This window comes from Bradyrhizobium sp. Cp5.3 (genome assembly GCF_000426265.1).
Taxonomy (GTDB): domain Bacteria; phylum Pseudomonadota; class Alphaproteobacteria; order Rhizobiales; family Xanthobacteraceae; genus Bradyrhizobium; species Bradyrhizobium neotropicale.
Genome location: NZ_AUFA01000004.1, coordinates 298,667 through 314,813, shown reverse-complemented (window position 1 = coordinate 314,813; position 16,147 = coordinate 298,667). Strand labels below are relative to the sequence as shown.

At 63.2% G+C, this 16,147-nt stretch carries 12 protein-coding genes; 5 read left to right on the top strand and 7 right to left on the bottom strand.

Features of this window, described 5'->3' with window-relative positions; translation table 11 throughout:
• The first annotated feature begins 23 nt into the window (after positions 1–23).
• Positions 24–1,526 (top strand): tripartite tricarboxylate transporter permease, encoded by a 1,503-nt coding sequence (locus tag K289_RS0109190; protein WP_371260796.1) that lies wholly within the window; start codon positions 24–26, stop codon positions 1,524–1,526.
• 158 nt (positions 1,527–1,684) lie between these two features.
• Here the strand turns inward: K289_RS0109190 and K289_RS0109185 are convergent, their stop codons facing one another.
• From K289_RS0109185 to K289_RS0109155, 7 genes are all read right to left on the bottom strand, one after another.
• Positions 1,685–3,889, bottom strand: coding sequence for a xanthine dehydrogenase family protein molybdopterin-binding subunit (locus tag K289_RS0109185; protein ID WP_027551236.1), 2,205 nt, complete (start codon positions 3,887–3,889; stop codon positions 1,685–1,687).
• 7 nt (positions 3,890–3,896) lie between these two features.
• Positions 3,897–4,913, bottom strand: coding sequence for a xanthine dehydrogenase family protein subunit M (locus K289_RS0109180; protein WP_027551235.1), 1,017 nt, complete (start codon positions 4,911–4,913; stop codon positions 3,897–3,899).
• Positions 4,910–5,401: a (2Fe-2S)-binding protein gene (locus K289_RS0109175; protein WP_027551234.1), complete on the bottom strand. Its 492-nt coding sequence runs from the start codon at positions 5,399–5,401 to the stop codon at positions 4,910–4,912. The genes K289_RS0109180 and K289_RS0109175 overlap by 4 nt, the downstream gene beginning before the upstream one ends.
• A gap of 220 nt (positions 5,402–5,621) precedes the next feature.
• The gene (locus K289_RS0109170) at positions 5,622–5,978 is read right to left on the bottom strand and encodes a hypothetical protein (RefSeq protein ID WP_027551233.1); all 357 of its coding nucleotides are present in this window, start codon (positions 5,976–5,978) and stop codon (positions 5,622–5,624) included.
• 1,050 nt (positions 5,979–7,028) lie between these two features.
• A complete protein-coding gene (locus K289_RS52210) occupies positions 7,029–7,274 on the bottom strand; it encodes a FecR domain-containing protein (RefSeq protein WP_256379998.1) in 246 nt (81 codons plus the stop codon).
• 154 nt (positions 7,275–7,428) lie between these two features.
• On the bottom strand, positions 7,429–8,358 hold the full coding sequence (locus tag K289_RS0109160; RefSeq protein ID WP_027551231.1) for a response regulator transcription factor: 930 nt from the start codon (positions 8,356–8,358) through the stop codon (positions 7,429–7,431).
• Complete coding sequence (locus tag K289_RS0109155) at positions 8,348–11,716, bottom strand: ATP-binding protein (RefSeq protein ID WP_027551230.1); 3,369 nt, start codon at positions 11,714–11,716, stop codon at positions 8,348–8,350. The genes K289_RS0109160 and K289_RS0109155 overlap by 11 nt, the downstream gene beginning before the upstream one ends.
• Before the next feature lie 176 nt (positions 11,717–11,892).
• Here K289_RS0109155 and urtA point away from each other — a divergent pair, with 176 nt between their 5' ends.
• From urtA to urtD, 4 genes are all read left to right on the top strand, one after another.
• Positions 11,893–13,152: an urea ABC transporter substrate-binding protein gene (gene urtA / locus K289_RS0109150; protein WP_027551229.1), complete on the top strand. Its 1,260-nt coding sequence runs from the start codon at positions 11,893–11,895 to the stop codon at positions 13,150–13,152.
• Positions 13,153–13,284: 132 nt separating this feature from the next.
• A complete protein-coding gene (gene urtB, locus K289_RS0109145) occupies positions 13,285–14,211 on the top strand; it encodes an urea ABC transporter permease subunit UrtB (RefSeq protein ID WP_027551228.1) in 927 nt (308 codons plus the stop codon).
• Positions 14,212–14,232: 21 nt separating this feature from the next.
• Entirely contained in the window at positions 14,233–15,378 is a 1,146-nt protein-coding gene (gene urtC, locus K289_RS0109140) for an urea ABC transporter permease subunit UrtC (protein ID WP_027551227.1), read from the top strand.
• A 10-nt stretch (positions 15,379–15,388) separates the two neighbouring features.
• Complete coding sequence (gene urtD / locus K289_RS0109135) at positions 15,389–16,144, top strand: urea ABC transporter ATP-binding protein UrtD (protein WP_027551226.1); 756 nt, start codon at positions 15,389–15,391, stop codon at positions 16,142–16,144.
• Positions 16,145–16,147: the final 3 nt, after the last annotated feature.

Genomic DNA, 16,147 nt, shown 5'->3' with positions numbered 1-16,147 from the left:
GGGGAAGAGCGATGGAACAGGCGTTGGCTGATCTATTGTATGGTTTCGGCGTCGCGCTGCAGCCTGCGAACCTGATGTGGGTCGTCATCGGCGTGGTGCTGGGAAATCTGATCGGCGTCCTTCCCGGATTGGGCGCGATGACTACAATTTCCATGCTGCTGCCGCTGACCTATGTAATCCCGGCGGTTCCGGCCATCCTCATGCTTGCCGGAATCTTCTACGGCTCCATGTATGGCGGCGCCATTTGCGCCATTCTCCTCAATCTGCCGAGCCATCCTCCGCACGCGGTCACCTGCATCGACGGTTATCCGATGACCCTGAACGGACGCGGCGGCGCTGCGCTCGGCGTCACGATGATGGCCTCGTTCTTCGCCGCATCCGTCGGTATCGCGCTGATGGTCTTCGTCTCGCCGCTGCTCGAGGCCGTTGCCTTCAAGTTCGGTCCGACCGAGATCAGCGCGGTGATGCTGCTCGGGCTGCTGGCGGGGTCGACCATGGCGCGCGGCTCGCCGCTCAAGGGCATCGCCATGACGCTGTTTGGTCTCTTCCTCGGCTCGATCGGCACCGACGTCAGCAGCGGCATTCAACGCTACACGTTCGGCCTGCCGGATCTCGCCGATGGCATCGATCTCGCGGCGCTTTCTCTTGGGCTGTTCGGCATCGCCGATTTCCTGCTCACCGTCGATCGACGGGAGGTCTCGACCACGACAACGCGCATCACCATGAGGCAGATGATGCCTACGCGCGCTGAACTGAAGAGATCTATCCTGCCGATGCTGCGCGGCACCGGCGTCGGCGCCATCTTTGGCGCGATGCCCGGCACCGGGCCTACGATCACGACCTTCGTTGCCTATGCGTTGGAGCGGAAGGTCTCGAAGTCGCCGGATCGATTCGGCAAGGGGGCGATCGAGGGGGTGACGGCGCCGGAGGCGGCCGCACATTCGAAGACCCAGATCGACTTCATCCCAACAATGTCGCTCGGTATCCCCGGCGACCCCGTCATGGCCCTGCTGCTCGGCGCACTGATCATCAAAGGCGTCAACACCGGGCCGCAACTGATCACGGAGCATCCAGACGTGTTCTGGGGGCTGGTCGCCAGCTTCTGGATCGGCAACCTGTTATTGATGGTCTTGAACGTGCCGCTCATCGGAATCTGGGTCAGGCTGCTCCGAATTCCCTATCGCTTCCTGTTCCCGTCCGCGTTGTTCTTCATTGCAATCGGTGTCTACAGCACGCACAACAACGTGTTCGATATCCTTCTCGTAGCGGTGTTCGGCTGTGTCGGTGCGATCTTTCTGCTGCTGGAATTTCCGGTGGCTCCCGTCGTGCTCGGGTTCGTGCTGGGACCCATGCTCGAGGAGAATTTTCGCAGGGCGATGGTGCTTTCGCGTGGCGACCTGATGACCTACCTGGAGCGTCCGATCAGCGCCACATTCATCGTCCTCTGCTTGGCGCTGATCCTGCTCCAGTTCTACAGCTATCTGCGCCTCTCGCCATCACCTCGACCAGCGCGAGCCATGCACTGAGCGATCGCGGGTGGGGCTCGGCATCTCCGTGCACCCCGACGCGCTGCCCTGCAATGCCGCAGCTGAGGCTGCGCGCTGGTCGGCGTCGGCATCGGCTTAATGATCAGCGGGGGGACGCTACGCGACGAGCCTCGCTGCGGGAACACTGATCTGGCGCATCAGGCGAGGAGCTTGTCGAGCGTGATCGGGAAGCGGCGGATGCGCTTTCCCGTGGCGTGATAGACGGCGTTCGCAATTGCTGCTGGGACGCCAACGATGCCGATTTCGCCGAGGCCCTTGACGCCCAGGGCGTTGATGCGATCGTCGCGTTCTTCGACGAAGATGACCTCGATCTCGTGAATGTCGGCATTCACGGGGATGTGGTACTCGGCGATATTCGCGTTCATGATCCGGCCGAAGCGGTGATCCGTCACCGTCTCCTCGTGCAGCGCCATCCCGATCCCCCAGACCACACCGCCCATGATCTGACTGCGGCCGGTCTTGGTGTTCAGGATCCGCCCGGCCGCGACGGCGCTCATGACCCGCGAGACGCGGATGACGCCGAGTTGCTCGTCGATCTTCACTTCGGCGAAGACGGCCGAATGCGTGTTGCGGGCGTGCGACTTGTCCTCCGCGAAGTGATTGAGCTTCTGCTTCTCGATCCGCTCGAGCTTGCCGTAGCGCATCGCATCTGCGATCGAGACGGCACGGCCCTTGTCGCCAGCCTTGGCAATCGTGCCGTCGACAAGAATCACATCGGCCGCATCGACGCCGCCGAGCGGCGAGGCTGGCATCGTCTTGGCAAGACGCGCGAGTTCCCGACGAATATCCTCGGCTGCTCCCAGCACCGCATGCGCGCTCGATGCGGCCATCCAGGAACCGCCCTCGACGGGAGCCTGCGGCAGGGTCGAGTCGGCAAGTTTCACGCTAATGCTCTCGATTGGCAGCCCGAGCGCATCGGCTGCGACCTGCGCCACGATGGTGTAGGTGCCGGTGCCGATATCGGACGCCGCGCAGGATACCTCGGCATGGCCATTGGCAGTCAGCACGATGCGGACCGCGACCGGCATCTGCAGCGCTTCCCACACACCTGTCGCCATACCCCAGCCGACCAGCTCCTTGTCATCACGCATCGAGCGAGGGGTGGGATTGCGCTTGCTCCAGCCGAAGGCCTCCGCGCCGCGGGCGTAGCATTCGCGCAGCTGCTTGCTCGTGTAGGGGAGGTCTTCGCTCTGGTCGCGATCGGAGTAGCACTTCAGCCGCAGTTCGAGCGGATCGAGTTTGAGCGCGACGGCCAACTCGTCCATGGCGCATTCGAGCGCGCAGACGCCGGAAGCGGCTCCGGGCGCGCGCATGTCGCAGGGAGTGGAGACGTCGAGACGGACGAGCTTGTGGGAATAGCGACTGTTCGGGCTCCTGTAGAGCTGTTCCGCCCAGCCGCTGTCGTTACGCGAGAAATCCTCGTAGCGCGAGGTGATGGCGGTGGCCTCGTGCGCGACCGCCTCGAGCGTGCCGTCGGGCTTCGCACCGAGCCCGATGCGCTCGATCGTCGCTGGCCGGTGACCGAGCCCGTACATCTGCTGCCGCGTCAACACCACGCGAACGGAGCGCTTCAGCGCAAGCGCGCCGAGCGTTGCCAGCACCACCTGGTATTGCGGCCGCAAGCCGGAGCCGAAGGCCCCACCGACATAGGGCGAGAGCACGCGGATATCATCGGGCTTTTTGCCGAACACGCCGCAGAGATATTTGTGGACGTTCTGGACGCCTTGCGTCTTGTCGTAAACGGTGAGTCTGCCGTTGCCGTCCCAGACAACCGTGGTCGCAAAGAGCTCCATCGGGTTGTGATGCTCGGTCGGAATGAAGTAGTCCGCCTCGTGCCGCACGGCCGCTCCGGCAAGCGCTCCTGCGGCGTCGCCGCGCGGCTTGTGCGGCCCCTGCACCTCGATCGCCTTGTCGCGCCCGGCTTCGAGGTCGGTACCAAACGCCCCCTCCTGATATTCGACGTGCACCAGCGTCGCGGCGAATTTCGCGGTTTCCCAGTTCTCCGCCACGACGAGCGCGATCGGCTGGCCGTTGAACTTGATGTTGTCGTCATAGAGCGGACGGAACGGCGATCCTTCGTCCGGCGCCACCTCGTCCATCCAGGCTTCGTCCTTGTCGGCGAGCGGCGGGCGATGCGTATGGGTGAGCACGTCGAGCACGCCCGTCACCCTCAGCGCCTCGCTGGTGTCGAGGCGCGCGATGCGGCCCCGTGGAATGGTGGCCGCGACGACGAAGCCATGGACGAGTCCGTTGGCCGTGAATTCGCCTGCGTATTTGGCTGCCCCCGTGACCTTGGCCCGACCGTCGACACGGGACGTTGGAGTTCCGACATAAGCGTTCATCGGTCCCTCACGCGATCTTCTTGTGAGCCTGCGATTGCGGCGTGGCGTTCGCGGCCTGCATCAGCGTCCGAACAATAGCGCGGCGCGCGAGCTCGATCTTGAAGCCGTTATGCGAATAGGCTTGTGCTCCCTGCAGCAGGAGATCCGCAGCGCGCGAGAAATGATCTGCCGTCGCGGCTTGGCCGCATAATGCCGTTTCGGCCTCGAGGCTGCGCCAAGGCTTGTGGGCCACGCCGCCGAGCGCCACGCGCGCCTCGCTGATGGCGTTGCCCTCGAGTTCCAGTGCGGCTGCGACCGAAACCAGGGCGAAGGCATATGACAGCCGATCGCGGATTTTCAGATAGCTGTAATGATGGGCGAAGCCGCGCGGCGGCAGTTCGATCGCGGTGATGATCTCGCCGATATCGAGATTGGTGTCGATGTGAGGCGTGTCGACGGGCAGCCGATGGAAATCGGCTAACGCCATCGTGCGCTCGCCGGAAGGACCGGCGATATGCACGCGTGCGCCCAGCGCGGCCAACGCCACGCTCATGTCGGACGGATTTGTCGCGATACAGGAGGCGCTGGCGCCGAGGATCGCATGGTTGCGGTTGAGGCCGTCGATCGCCGAGCAGCCGCTGCCGGGAGTTCGCTTGTTGCAGGGCGTTGCCGTATCGTAGAAGTAGGCACAGCGCGTTCGTTGCATCAGATTGCCACCAACGGAGGCCATGTTGCGCAATTGCGCCGAAGCTCCGGCGAGGATGGCGCTGGCGACCAGCGGATAGCGCTGCTCGATCAGCGGATGGTAGGCAAGATCCGAGTTCGGCACCAAGGCACCGATGCGCAGTCCTCCGTCGGCCGTCTCCTCTATCTTGCGGAGCGGCAGGCGGGAAATGTCGATCAGCCGGGAGGGCTCTTCGACATTCTCCTTCATCAGGTCGATCAGGTTGGTGCCGCCGGCGATGAGCTTGGCGCCGGGATGGGCGGTGAGCAGGAGGATCGCGTCGGCGACATCGGTGGCGCGGGAATACTGGAAGTTGATCATGGCTGCCCCATTGCCTGTTGGATGGCGGCGACGATGTTGGGATAGGCGCCGCAACGGCAGAGATTTCCGCTCATCAGCTCCCGGATCTCGTCAGCATCGCTGGCGTGTCCTTCGGCCAGGAGGCCGGTTGCCGAACAAATCTGACCCGGCGTGCAATAGCCGCACTGGAAGGCGTCGTGGTCGATGAACGCCTGTTGCAAAGGATGCAGCGCGCCATCCCTGGCAAGACCTTCGACGGTGGTGATCTCCGCGCCGTCTTTCATTACGGCGAGCGTCAGGCAGGAATTGACCCGCCGACCGTCCACCAGCACCGTACAGGCGCCGCATTGACCGTGATCGCAGCCTTTTTTTGTGCCGGTCAGTCCGAGATGGTCACGCAGGGCATCCAGGAGCGTAGTCCAGGGCACAAGGTCGAGCGTGCGCCCGACGCCATTGACGACGAGATTGGTTGGGATGCGGTTGGCAATTTGATTTGCGGCATCGGCCATGTCGTTTTTCCTGCGGTGGAAGCCGAGCCGAGAAGTCAAGCCTGTTGGCGCGAGCGCGCGCCGGTCTCCGCTGGCCACTAGCGCCCAACGGTCGGCCAATCGCTTGGTTCCATGCGGTGATGTTCTCTCCGGCGAGGAAACCGTGAGCTCTCAGATACCGCGGGTATCGCGCAGTTGACGACCTCGCGGGTCGTGTCGTGGGGGCGCGGAAGGTTCGCCGTCATTTCTTCAGGATTAGCCCCATCTCTCGCGCAGTCCGCTTTACCGACCCGGTGTGGCGGCGAAGAGCCGCGGCAATTTCCGCCGCGCCGAAGCGTCGGCGTATCATCGCCGAAAGCTTCTTGCGTTCGATGTCGGTCCATTCCTTGGGCTTCGAGGATTTCATTGCGAAATCTTCCAGCCGGCTCGACACGGGCGATATTGGGAAATCTACGGGTGGTGCTGCTAGCGGCACCGGATTCGGGCGGTCGGCGTCTTTTGAGCGAATGGTTATCTTCCCCAACAGCGCGATCAGTTCGACGCCAACGGCTATTTCGAGGTCGTCGGCTCTCAAAGCGGAAAGCGATACCGCACCCATTCCGCTTGATTCGGCAATTGTCGGATGAGTTGGTCGACGTTCGCGTAGCCGATCGAGAATCGAGCCCACAGCTCTCAGAGTTCGCAGTTCGGCTGCAAGTTGAGCTTTCGCAGAAGCGGGCTCAACCCATCTTGGCTGCAATTCTGCTTTGGCCTTTCGATGGTTCTGGCTTGAGTTGCCTTTGCCTCCGCAGCATTGCGCTTACGGATAGTGTATCCAGAGGCCGTGTTGTCGTGCCAATGGCGCGGAATGAAGGCGGGCTCTTTTGGCTTCGTCGTCGTTCGAGGGGGAGGCGTCGAAACCGCAGCCTCGGGTGCCGATGTCGGCTCGCTGGCTGTCGCGGCCGGGAGAGCAACCGCCACTTCCTGCCTTTTGGCCGGAAGCAATCGATCACTCTTGGTACCGACTGCCACCGGGTATATCACCACCTCAGGCGCGATCGCAGCAGGGGCTACCAGGGCAGCACTTCTACCAAGCGCTGCAACGGCACCCAGCGCCACCAAGCCGGTCACTCCGAGGGCAACGAATCTGATCACGTTGACGGGTCCCCACCCTTCCGCGAGTAGAGGGTCAGGCCGGAATCGGCCGACATTATGGCTAAGTGGTTGGCGCGGTTAACGGAAAGAGATTTTGACCCCAATCTCGTTCGCCCAACCAAATCCGGCCAATGCTTTCAGAAACGCGCCGGCAAGCCGATAGTGTCGAAAGAGCGTCCGAAGGGCGAGAATGTGTCCAGCATTAGCGGGCGATAAACGGGATTTCGTAGCTCGCGTTGGCATCTCGCTGGTGTTGCGAATGGATGAAGCCCTGCCTTGGGTGCCTTGGGCGATGGTCCTCCGCTCGATGACCTGCGCGTCGTAAAGTGGATATCAGGGCGAGCAAAATGGACAATCCGTCCCTCGCCGCGGGGTACGCGTCCTGCAGGGCCAGGACTTGATTGTTCGGGCCGGGGTTGGATTCGCTAGCACGGGATACGTTTTTTTCGCCAATCTACGATCTTTGGCGAGCAACCCGCTTTAGGCGGCGCGGGCACGAAAAAAGTTCTGCAGGTTAGCCACCCCACAGTTGTCTCTTAACTGGGTGGGCGTTGAAGTTGGCATCGCTCGTCGAGATCCTTCCCCCGGCGGCCAGCATGACCAGCAAACCTGAGGGCGGGCGCTGGGCATTGACCAGCACTTCGCCCGAGACCAGCTCGATCGCCGGCTGGTCGTGCACCGACCGGAGCGCGAGGCTTGTCAGCGTATTGAGCTCCACTGAGACTCCCGGCGCGAGCTGAACCGTGCTCCGCTCCCCCACGCTCGTCCTGGCCAACGTGGGGCATCGATACTCGCCAACGGTCGCAAGCCCGACCAATCCGTACGGGATCGGCTATGTCGGGGCCGACATGGCGAAGCTGCGCAACATCACGACTGCCGGGTGGACTGGTGCTTTTGAGCTAGGGTCTTCCGCATCATTGCTTCAGATTCTTGGCGTTGACCGCGATCGCGGCTGCCGCCGTGCGATTCTCGACGCCGAGCTTGGAATAGATCTGCTCGAGGTGCTTGTCGACGGTACGCGGGCTCAAGCCGAGGATTTGCGCTATGTCGCGGTTGGTCTTTCCTTTGGACAGCCAGGATAGAACTTCGCCTTCGCGCGTGGTAAGGCCCAGCTCTCTCGAAAATTCCGCCGGCGCATCGGCGCCAGAATCCTTGGCGAGGCGGAGCAGGAATTCGTTCGGCCCGAGCTTGCCCATATATTGCAGCCGCAGTTGCTCGTGGCCGGGGAAGGAGGCCATGGTAGCGGTCTTCGCGGCGGATTTGCCCTTCTGCGCCTGGTCGAGCCATTGCGGCATCGGATCGGGCAGCACGAAATCGTCCATGGCGTCGTCGGCAAGGGTGTCCGCGAGAAGCTTTTGGCCCTGCGGCGTCGCCCATAACAACTTGCCATGGCTGTTCACTGCGAGCAGATAGCGGCCCGAGACGTCGAGCGCCGCGCGTGCGCTCTGGGTCATCCGTGCGTTGGCAAGGTGGACGCGGATCCGCGCCAGCATCTCCTCGACCACGATCGGTTTCGTCACGTAGTCGACGCCGCCGGCCTCGAGGCCGCGTACAATATGCTCGGTCTCGGCGAGGCCCGTCATGAAGATGATCGGCACGCCGTCGAGGCCGGCGTCGCGCTTCAGCCGCCGGCAGGTCTCGAACCCGTCCATGCCAGGCATCACCGCATCGAGCAGTACGATGTCGGGCGTGATCTGGTCGACGATCCGCATCGCGGAGACGCCGTCGAGCGCGACCATCACGGTCATGCCGGCGCCGTCGAGCGCGTCGGTCAGGAACCGCAGCGTCTCGGGAGAATCGTCGACGACGAGGGCGACGTCGCGCTTTTTCGGATCAGTGATCATAGCTGTGCAGGGTTTTCAGCGTGGCCATGTATTGGTCGAGATCGAAGCGGTCGATCAGCGCGCGCATGTGGGTGACGAAATCGGCGTGTTCCGGATGTTCGGTGCCGATCTCGTCGAGCTTGAGTTGGATCGCCCTGACATAGCCGAGCTGGCCGAGGCCTATCAGCTCCGTGACGTATTTCACCGGCGGTCGCGAGCCGCTCTCCGGCTTCCACAGCGGCACCGGCGCCTGATCGGCCTCGTACTGCCATTCGATCCTGAGCAATTGCCGGATGGTTTCCAGGAGCCGCGGGATGTCGATCGGCTTCATCAGATAACCGTCATGGAACGGCTGCGCCAGCGGCGCGCCGTGCGCTTCCAGCGCGCTCGCCGACACCATCAGGATGCGCGCCTGGTGATGGCCGTTGGCGCGCAAGGTCTCTGCGACCGTCCAGCCGTCCATGCCGGCCATCGAGATGTCGAGCAGGAACAGGTCGGGTCGGCAGTGTTGCGCCAGCGCGAGGCAGCCGGGCCCATCGGGTGCGCTGAGCAGGATGAAGCCCAGCGGGGCCAGAACCTCGCGCAGCAGGTCGCGATGAGTTGGATCGTCATCGGTGATCAGGATGGTCCTGCGCGGGCCGAGATAGCCGTAGACCGGCGCCTCCACCGGCGCGTCGCGGCGTGGATTGGTCACCTCGGACAGCAGCAGCTTGACGCGGAACGTGCTGCCGGCACCGACCGTGCTCGTCACCTTGATGTCGCCGCCCATCACGCCGGCGAGCAGGCGACTGATCGTCAGCCCGAGGCCGGTGCCGGTCTGCGGCTGCGCCACGCCGAGCGCGCCACGTTCGAAGGGAGCGAAGATGCGTTCGAGATCGTCGGACCGGATGCCGGGCCCGGTGTCGGTCACCTCGAACTCGGCGACCGGGCTGCGGTAGTGCACGACGAACTGCACGCTGCCGGCCTGCGTGAACTTGATCGCGTTCGACAACAGATTGATCAGGATCTGCCGCAGCCGCTTTTCGTCGGCATAGACCACGATCGGCAGCACGGCCGGCCGCTTGAACACGAAGTCGATGCCTTTGGCGGCGGCTTGCAGTCGGAACATGCCGACGAGCTGATCGAGGAAGTCGCTGAGGCGGACCTCGTCGCGGGAGAGATAGAGCCGCCCGGCCTCGATCTTGGAGATGTCGAGGATGCCGTCGATCAGTCCCGACAGATGATCGGCGCTGCGGCGGACCACGCGCACCTGGTCGCGTGGCCGCGCCTGCAGGCTGGCGTCCTGCTCGAGCAGTTGCGCATAGCCGGAGATCGCGTTCAGCGGCGAGCGTAGCTCGTGGCTCAGGCCGACGACATAGCGGCTCTTGGCGAGATTGGCGGATTCGGCGACTTCCTTGGCGCGCTGCAATTCGGCGTCGGTGCGCTTGTGCGCGTCGATCTCCTGGATCAGCAGCGTGGTCTGCCGCCGTGTTTCCTGTTCGGCGGCGCGCCGACTCTGCTGCGCCAGCACGAACAGCCAGGCAACCACGCCGATGATAATGATCAGCGCAAAGAACACTTTCCACAACACGTCCGCCAACAGCGCGTCGGCGTGCATGGTCGCCGAGGTCTGCAGGTAGATCAGCCCCAGCGTCAGCCCGACCAGGCCGGCGGAGACCGCGAACACGCCCAGGTAATGTCCGAACTGCGAGTTGATCCGCGTATAGATCGCCTCGGGCAACATCCTGCCGAGTGTCTCCGACACCTGCGCACCGGCTCGCGCGTGCGGTTTGCAGAGATCGTGGCAGCGGGCATCGAGCGAGCAGCACAACGAGCAGATCGGTCCGGCATAGGCCGGGCAGGAGGCCATGTCCTCCGGCTCGAACGAATGCTCGCAGATACAGCACTGGATCGCCTCGATGTTCTGCCAGCTCCGCTTCGGCTTGCGCGCGATGTAATACTTGCCGTCGGTGGCCCACGCGATCAGCGGCGCCGAAACGAAGGCTGCCGCGAGCGCGACGAAGGCCGACAGCGCCTTCGCGGTCGGGCCGAACAGGCCGTAGAACGCGCTGATCGAGACGATGGTCGCGATCGTCATGGCGCCGACGCCGACTGGATTGATGTCGTAGAGATGGGCGCGCTTGAACTCGATCTGCGGCGGGCGCAGGCCCAGCGGCTTGTTGATGACGAGGTCGGCGACCAGCGCGCCGACCCAGGCGATCGCGACGTTGGAGTAGAGCGCCAGCGTCTGCTCCAGCGCCTTGTAGACGCCGATCTCCATCAACAGCAGGGCCACCATCACGTTGAACACCAGCCAGACGACGCGGCCGGGATGGCTGTGCGTCAGCCGCGAGAAGAAGTTCGACCAGGCGATCGAGCCGGCATAGGCATTGGTGACGTTGATCTTGACCTGCGAGAGAATGACGAAGATGCCGGTGAGCGCCAGCGCCAGATCCGGTTGCGACAGCACGTAGCGGAACGCCTCGAGATACATGTTCGCGGGCTCGGCGGCCTGTTCGAGAGCGACGCCGTGGCTCAGCGCGAAATAGGCGAGGAAGGAGCCGACCAGCAGCTTGAGTGCGCCGAAGATGATCCAGCCGGGACCGGCGCAGAGCAGTGCGGTCCACCATGAGATCTGCGACTTGCGCGGGTCGCGCGGCAGGAAGCGCAGGAAGTCGACCTGTTCGCCGATCTGCGCCATCAGCGAAAACACCACGGAGGCTGCGGCGCCGAATAGCAGCAGATCGAGATGGCCGTTGGGATCGCCATGTTCGCCGGCGAATTTCCGCCACTCGGTGAACGAATGCGGATTGGCCCAGGAGATCGCGAGGAACGGGAGGACGTGCAGGATCACCCACAGCGGCTGCGTCCACAGTTGGAAGCGGCTGATCAGGGTGATGCCGTAGGTCACCAGCGGAATGATGACGATGGCGCTGACGAGATAGCCGAGCGGGCGCGGGATACCGAAGCACACTTCCAAGGCGGCCGCCAGGATGACCGCCTCGAAGGCGAAGAAGATGAAGGTGAAGGAGGCGTAGATCAGCGAGGTGATGGTCGAGCCGATATAGCCGAAGCCGGCGCCGCGGGTCAGCAGGTCGATATCGATGCCGCATTTGGCGGCATAATAGGCAATCGGCAGCCCGCAACAGAAGATGATGACGCTGACGACCAGGATGGCCGCGGTCGCGTTGCTTGCCCCGTAGTTCAGCGTGATGGTGCCGCCGATCGCTTCCAGCGCCAGGAAGGAGATCGCGCCGAGCGCGGTGTTGGCGACGCGGGCGGCGGACCAGCGCCGCGCGCTCTTGGCGGTGAAGCGCAGCGCGTAGTCCTCGAGCGTCTGGTTGGCAACCCATTGATTGTACTGGCGCCTGACGCGGTCTATCCGCTGCCGCCCTGCCACGTCCGTTCTCCTCACTGCAAACGACCGATCCTTCGATCGCCAGCAAACCCCGTACCAAAAAACCTACGTCGCTATTTTGCGGTGCAGTATACGCAATCTTGCGTATCTGTGCGGTGCACAATTCTAGGCAATCCTCGCCTGACCAATAAGCGCGTTCTCAAACCAATGGGGTGCTCATGTCAGACGAAACCAACCAGGGCCTGCAATCGGCATTCCGCCGCAAGCTGCTGATGGGAATGGCGGCGATTCCCGCCGTGACCATGCTTCCGCGGTCGTCCTTTGCGCAAACGCCTGCAACTTCCGCGGTCAACACCACGGGACTCGCGGTGACCGATACTGAGGTCACGGTTGGCATTCTGCACTCGGCCACCGGCACAATGGCGATCTCGGAGACCGGCTCGATCGAAGCCGAGAAGCTCGCGATCGAGCAGATCAACGCCGCCGGCGGCGTGCTCGGCCGCAAGATCAAGTTTATCCAGGAGGACGGCGCCAGCGACTGGCCGACCTTCGCCGAGAAGGCCAAGAAGCTTCTCGTCAACGACAAGGTCGCGGCGATCATGGGCTGCTGGACCTCGGCCTCGCGCAAGGCGGTGCTGCCGGTGATGGAACAGTACAACGGCATGCTCTACTACCCGACCTTCTACGAAGGTCTCGAGCAGTCCAAGAACGTCATCTACACCGGCCAGGAAGCCACCCAGCAGATTCTGGCCGGCCTGAACTGGATCGCCAAGGAGAAGGGCGCCAAGTCGTTCTTCTTCATCGGCTCGGACTACATCTGGCCACGCACCTCGAACAAGATCGCGCGCAAGCATGTCGAAAACGTGCTGAAGGGCAAGGTCGTCGGCGAGGAATATTATGCGCTCGGCAGCACCCAGTTCAATTCGGTGATCAACAAGATCAAGCTGACCAAGCCGGATGTGATCTTCACCGACGTGGTCGGCGGCTCGAACGTCGCCTTCTACAAGCAGCTCAAGGCGGCCGGCATCGATCTGTCCAAGCAGGCGCTGCTGACGATCTCGGTGACGGAAGACGAGATCGACGGCATCGGCGGCGAGAACATCGCGGGCGCCTATGCCTGCATGAAGTACTTCCAGTCGCTCGACAATGCCAACAACAAGGCCTTCGTCCCCGCCTTCAAGAAGATGTGGGGCGAGAAGACCGTGATTGGCGACGTGACGCAGGCCGCCTATCTCGGCCCGTGGCTGTGGAAGTTGACGGTCGAGAAGGCTGGCAGCTTCGACGTTGACAAGATCGCCGCTGCCTCGCCCGGTGTGGAGTTCAAGGGCGCGCCGGAAGGTTACGTGCGCATCCATGAGAACCATCACCTCTGGTCGAAGACCCGCGTCGGTCGCGCCAAGCTCGATGGCCAGTTCGAGCTGATCTACGAGACCGCAGATCTGGTCGAGCCCGATCCGTTCCCGAAGGGCTACCAGTAAGCGCGCGGAATTCTCCGCAAGCCTTCCCCGAGCAAGAGCTCCCTGGCGCGGACCGTCAATCCGCGCTTCACGACCCCGCGTCGCGATATCGCTCGCGACGCGGGACCCTGTCCCCTCGACGGAGAAACATCGATGTTCGGTGACTATTCGATTGGCGATCTCGGCTCCATCTTCGTCATGCAGGGCTTTGCCGGCCTGATCCTGTTTTCCGTCTACGTTCTGATGGCGCTTGGTCTTGCGATCATCTTCGGCCAGATGGGCGTCATCAACATGGCGCATGGCGAGTTCATGATCCTCGGCGCCTACGTCACCTGGATGACGTCGAACGTCTTCCAGTCGTATTTGCCAAGCCTGTTCAGCGGTTATTTCTTCCTCGCGATGATATTGGCGTTCCTGGCCTCCGGCGCGCTGGGGATGCTGGTCGAATGGGTGCTGATCCGGCATCTCTACAAGCGGCCGCTCGACACGCTGCTCGCGACCTGGGGCCTCAGCCTGATGCTGCAGCAGGCCTATCGCTCGATCTTCGGCGCACGTGAAGTCGGCGTGGAGCTGCCGCAGTGGATGCTGGGCTCGCTGCACGTCACCGACTCGATCGAGGTGCCGATCAACGGCGTCTTCGTGATGGGCCTGACGGTGCTGATCACGATCGCGGTCGCCTACATCATGTTCAGGTCGCGCTGGGGCCGCCAGGTCCGTGCCGTCGTGCAGAACCGCGTCATGGCGGGCGCCGTCGGCATCAACACCGCGAAAGTCGACCGATACACCTTTGCCCTCGGCTGCGGCATCGCCGGCGTCGCCGGCAGCGCCTTCACCATGATCGGCTCGACCGGGCCGACGTCGGGCCAGCTCTACATCGTCGACACGTTCCTGGTCGTCGTGTTCGGCGGCGCCGCCAGCCTGCTCGGCACCATCGCATCGGCCTTCTCGATCTCGCAGACGCAGTCGACGCTCGAGTTCTTCATGTCGGGTTCGATGGCAAAAGTGCTGACGCTGCTCGCGGTGGTCGGAATTCTGATGCTGCGGCCGCAGGGGTTGTTCGCCCTCAAGGTCCGCAAATAACGAAGTGCAGGGGGCTGAACCATGAACGACAGTCGCTTTACCACGCGTTCGGAGCTGATCGGCATCCTGGTGCTCGCGGTCTTTCTGGTCGTGATCCTGCCGCTCTGCCTCGATGTCTTCAGGCTCAATCTGGTCGCCAAATATCTCACCTACGCTTTCGTGGCGCTGGGGCTGGTGATCTGCTGGGGCTACGGCGGCATCCTGAGCCTGGGGCAGGGCGTGTTCTTCGGCCTCGGCGGCTACTGCATGGCGATGTTCCTCAAGCTCGAAGCCTCGAGCGTCGAGAACACCAAGATCCAGTCGACGCCGGGCATTCCCGATTTCATGGACTGGAATCAGATCACCGCGCTGCCGTTCTTCTGGAAGCCTTTCCACAGCCTGACCTTCACCGTCGCCGCCGTCATGCTGGTGCCGGGCATCTTTGCCCTGATCATCGGCGCCGCGATGTTCAAGCGCCGCGTCGGCGGCACCTATTTCGCGATCATCACGCAGGCGGTCGCCGCGATCCTGACCATCCTGATCGTCGGCCAGCAGGGTTACACCGGCGGCATCAACGGCATGACCGATCTGCGCACGCTGAAGGGCTGGGACATCCGTCCGGACCACGCCAAGATCGTGCTGTATTTCTTCGAGGTCGGCCTGCTGTTCGCCTGCATCTTCGTCGCGCAGTTCGTCCGGCACTCGAAGCTCGGCCGCATCCTGGTGGCGATGCGCGACCAGGAAGACCGGGTTCGCTTCTCCGGCTACAGCGTCGCCAACTTCAAGATCTTCGCCTTCTGCATCGCCGCGATCTTCGCCGCGATCGGCGGCGCCATGTTCGCGCTCAATGTCGGTTTCATGTCACCGTCCTTCGTCGGCATCGTGCCGTCGATCGAGATGGTGATCTATACCGCGGTCGGCGGCCGGCTCTCGATCCTGGGTGCGGTCTACGGAACGATCCTCGTCAACTTCGCCAAGACCAGTCTGTCCGAGTCCTTTCCCGAGCTCTGGTTGTTCGGCCTCGGCGGATTGTTCATCGCCGTGGTGCTCGCCTTCCCGAACGGCCTCGCCGGCATCTGGGGGGACTACGTCCAGCCGCGGATCGACCGGTTGATCGCCTCGCGCAAGCCGAAGTCCGGCGCCGGCTGGACCGACGATTCGGTCGCAGACGGCGCGCCGGCAGAGTGAGGAGGACATCATGCTCATCGGTCATCAGCCAAAGCCCTTCCTGCTTTCGGTCGAAGGTCTCACCGTATCCTTCGACGGCTTCAAGGCGGTCAACGATCTCTCCTTCTATGTCGAGGAAAACGAGATCCGCGTCATCATCGGCCCGAACGGCGCCGGCAAGACCACCGTGCTCGACCTGATCTGCGGGAAGACCAAGGCGACGTCAGGCTCGATCGAGTTTCGCGGCAAGGATCTGACCAAGCTGAAGGAGAACCAGATCGTGAAGGCCGGCGTCGGCCGCAAGTTCCAGACGCCGTCGATCTACGACGACCTCACGGTGTTCGAGAATCTCGAGATCTCCTTTCCGCGGGGCCGCACCGTGTTCGGCGCACTGACGTTCACGCGCGACGCCACCGTGCGCGACCGCGTCCACGAGGTCGCCGAGATGATCTTCCTCAAAGATCACCTCGGCATGAGCGCAGCCCTGCTCAGCCATGGTCAGAAGCAGTGGCTCGAGATCGGCATGCTGCTGATCCAGGATCCGGATCTGCTGATGCTGGACGAGCCCGTCGCAGGCATGAGCGTCAGCGAGCGCACCAAGACCGCCGAGCTGCTCAACCGCATCATCAAGGACCGCTCGGTGCTGGTGATCGAGCACGACATGAAATTCGTCGAGGACATCGCCCACAAGGTCACGGTGCTGCACCAGGGCCAGATCCTCTCCGAGGGCACCATGGACCACGTCAAGAACGATCCTAAGGTGATCGAAGTCTACCTCGGCCATTAAGGA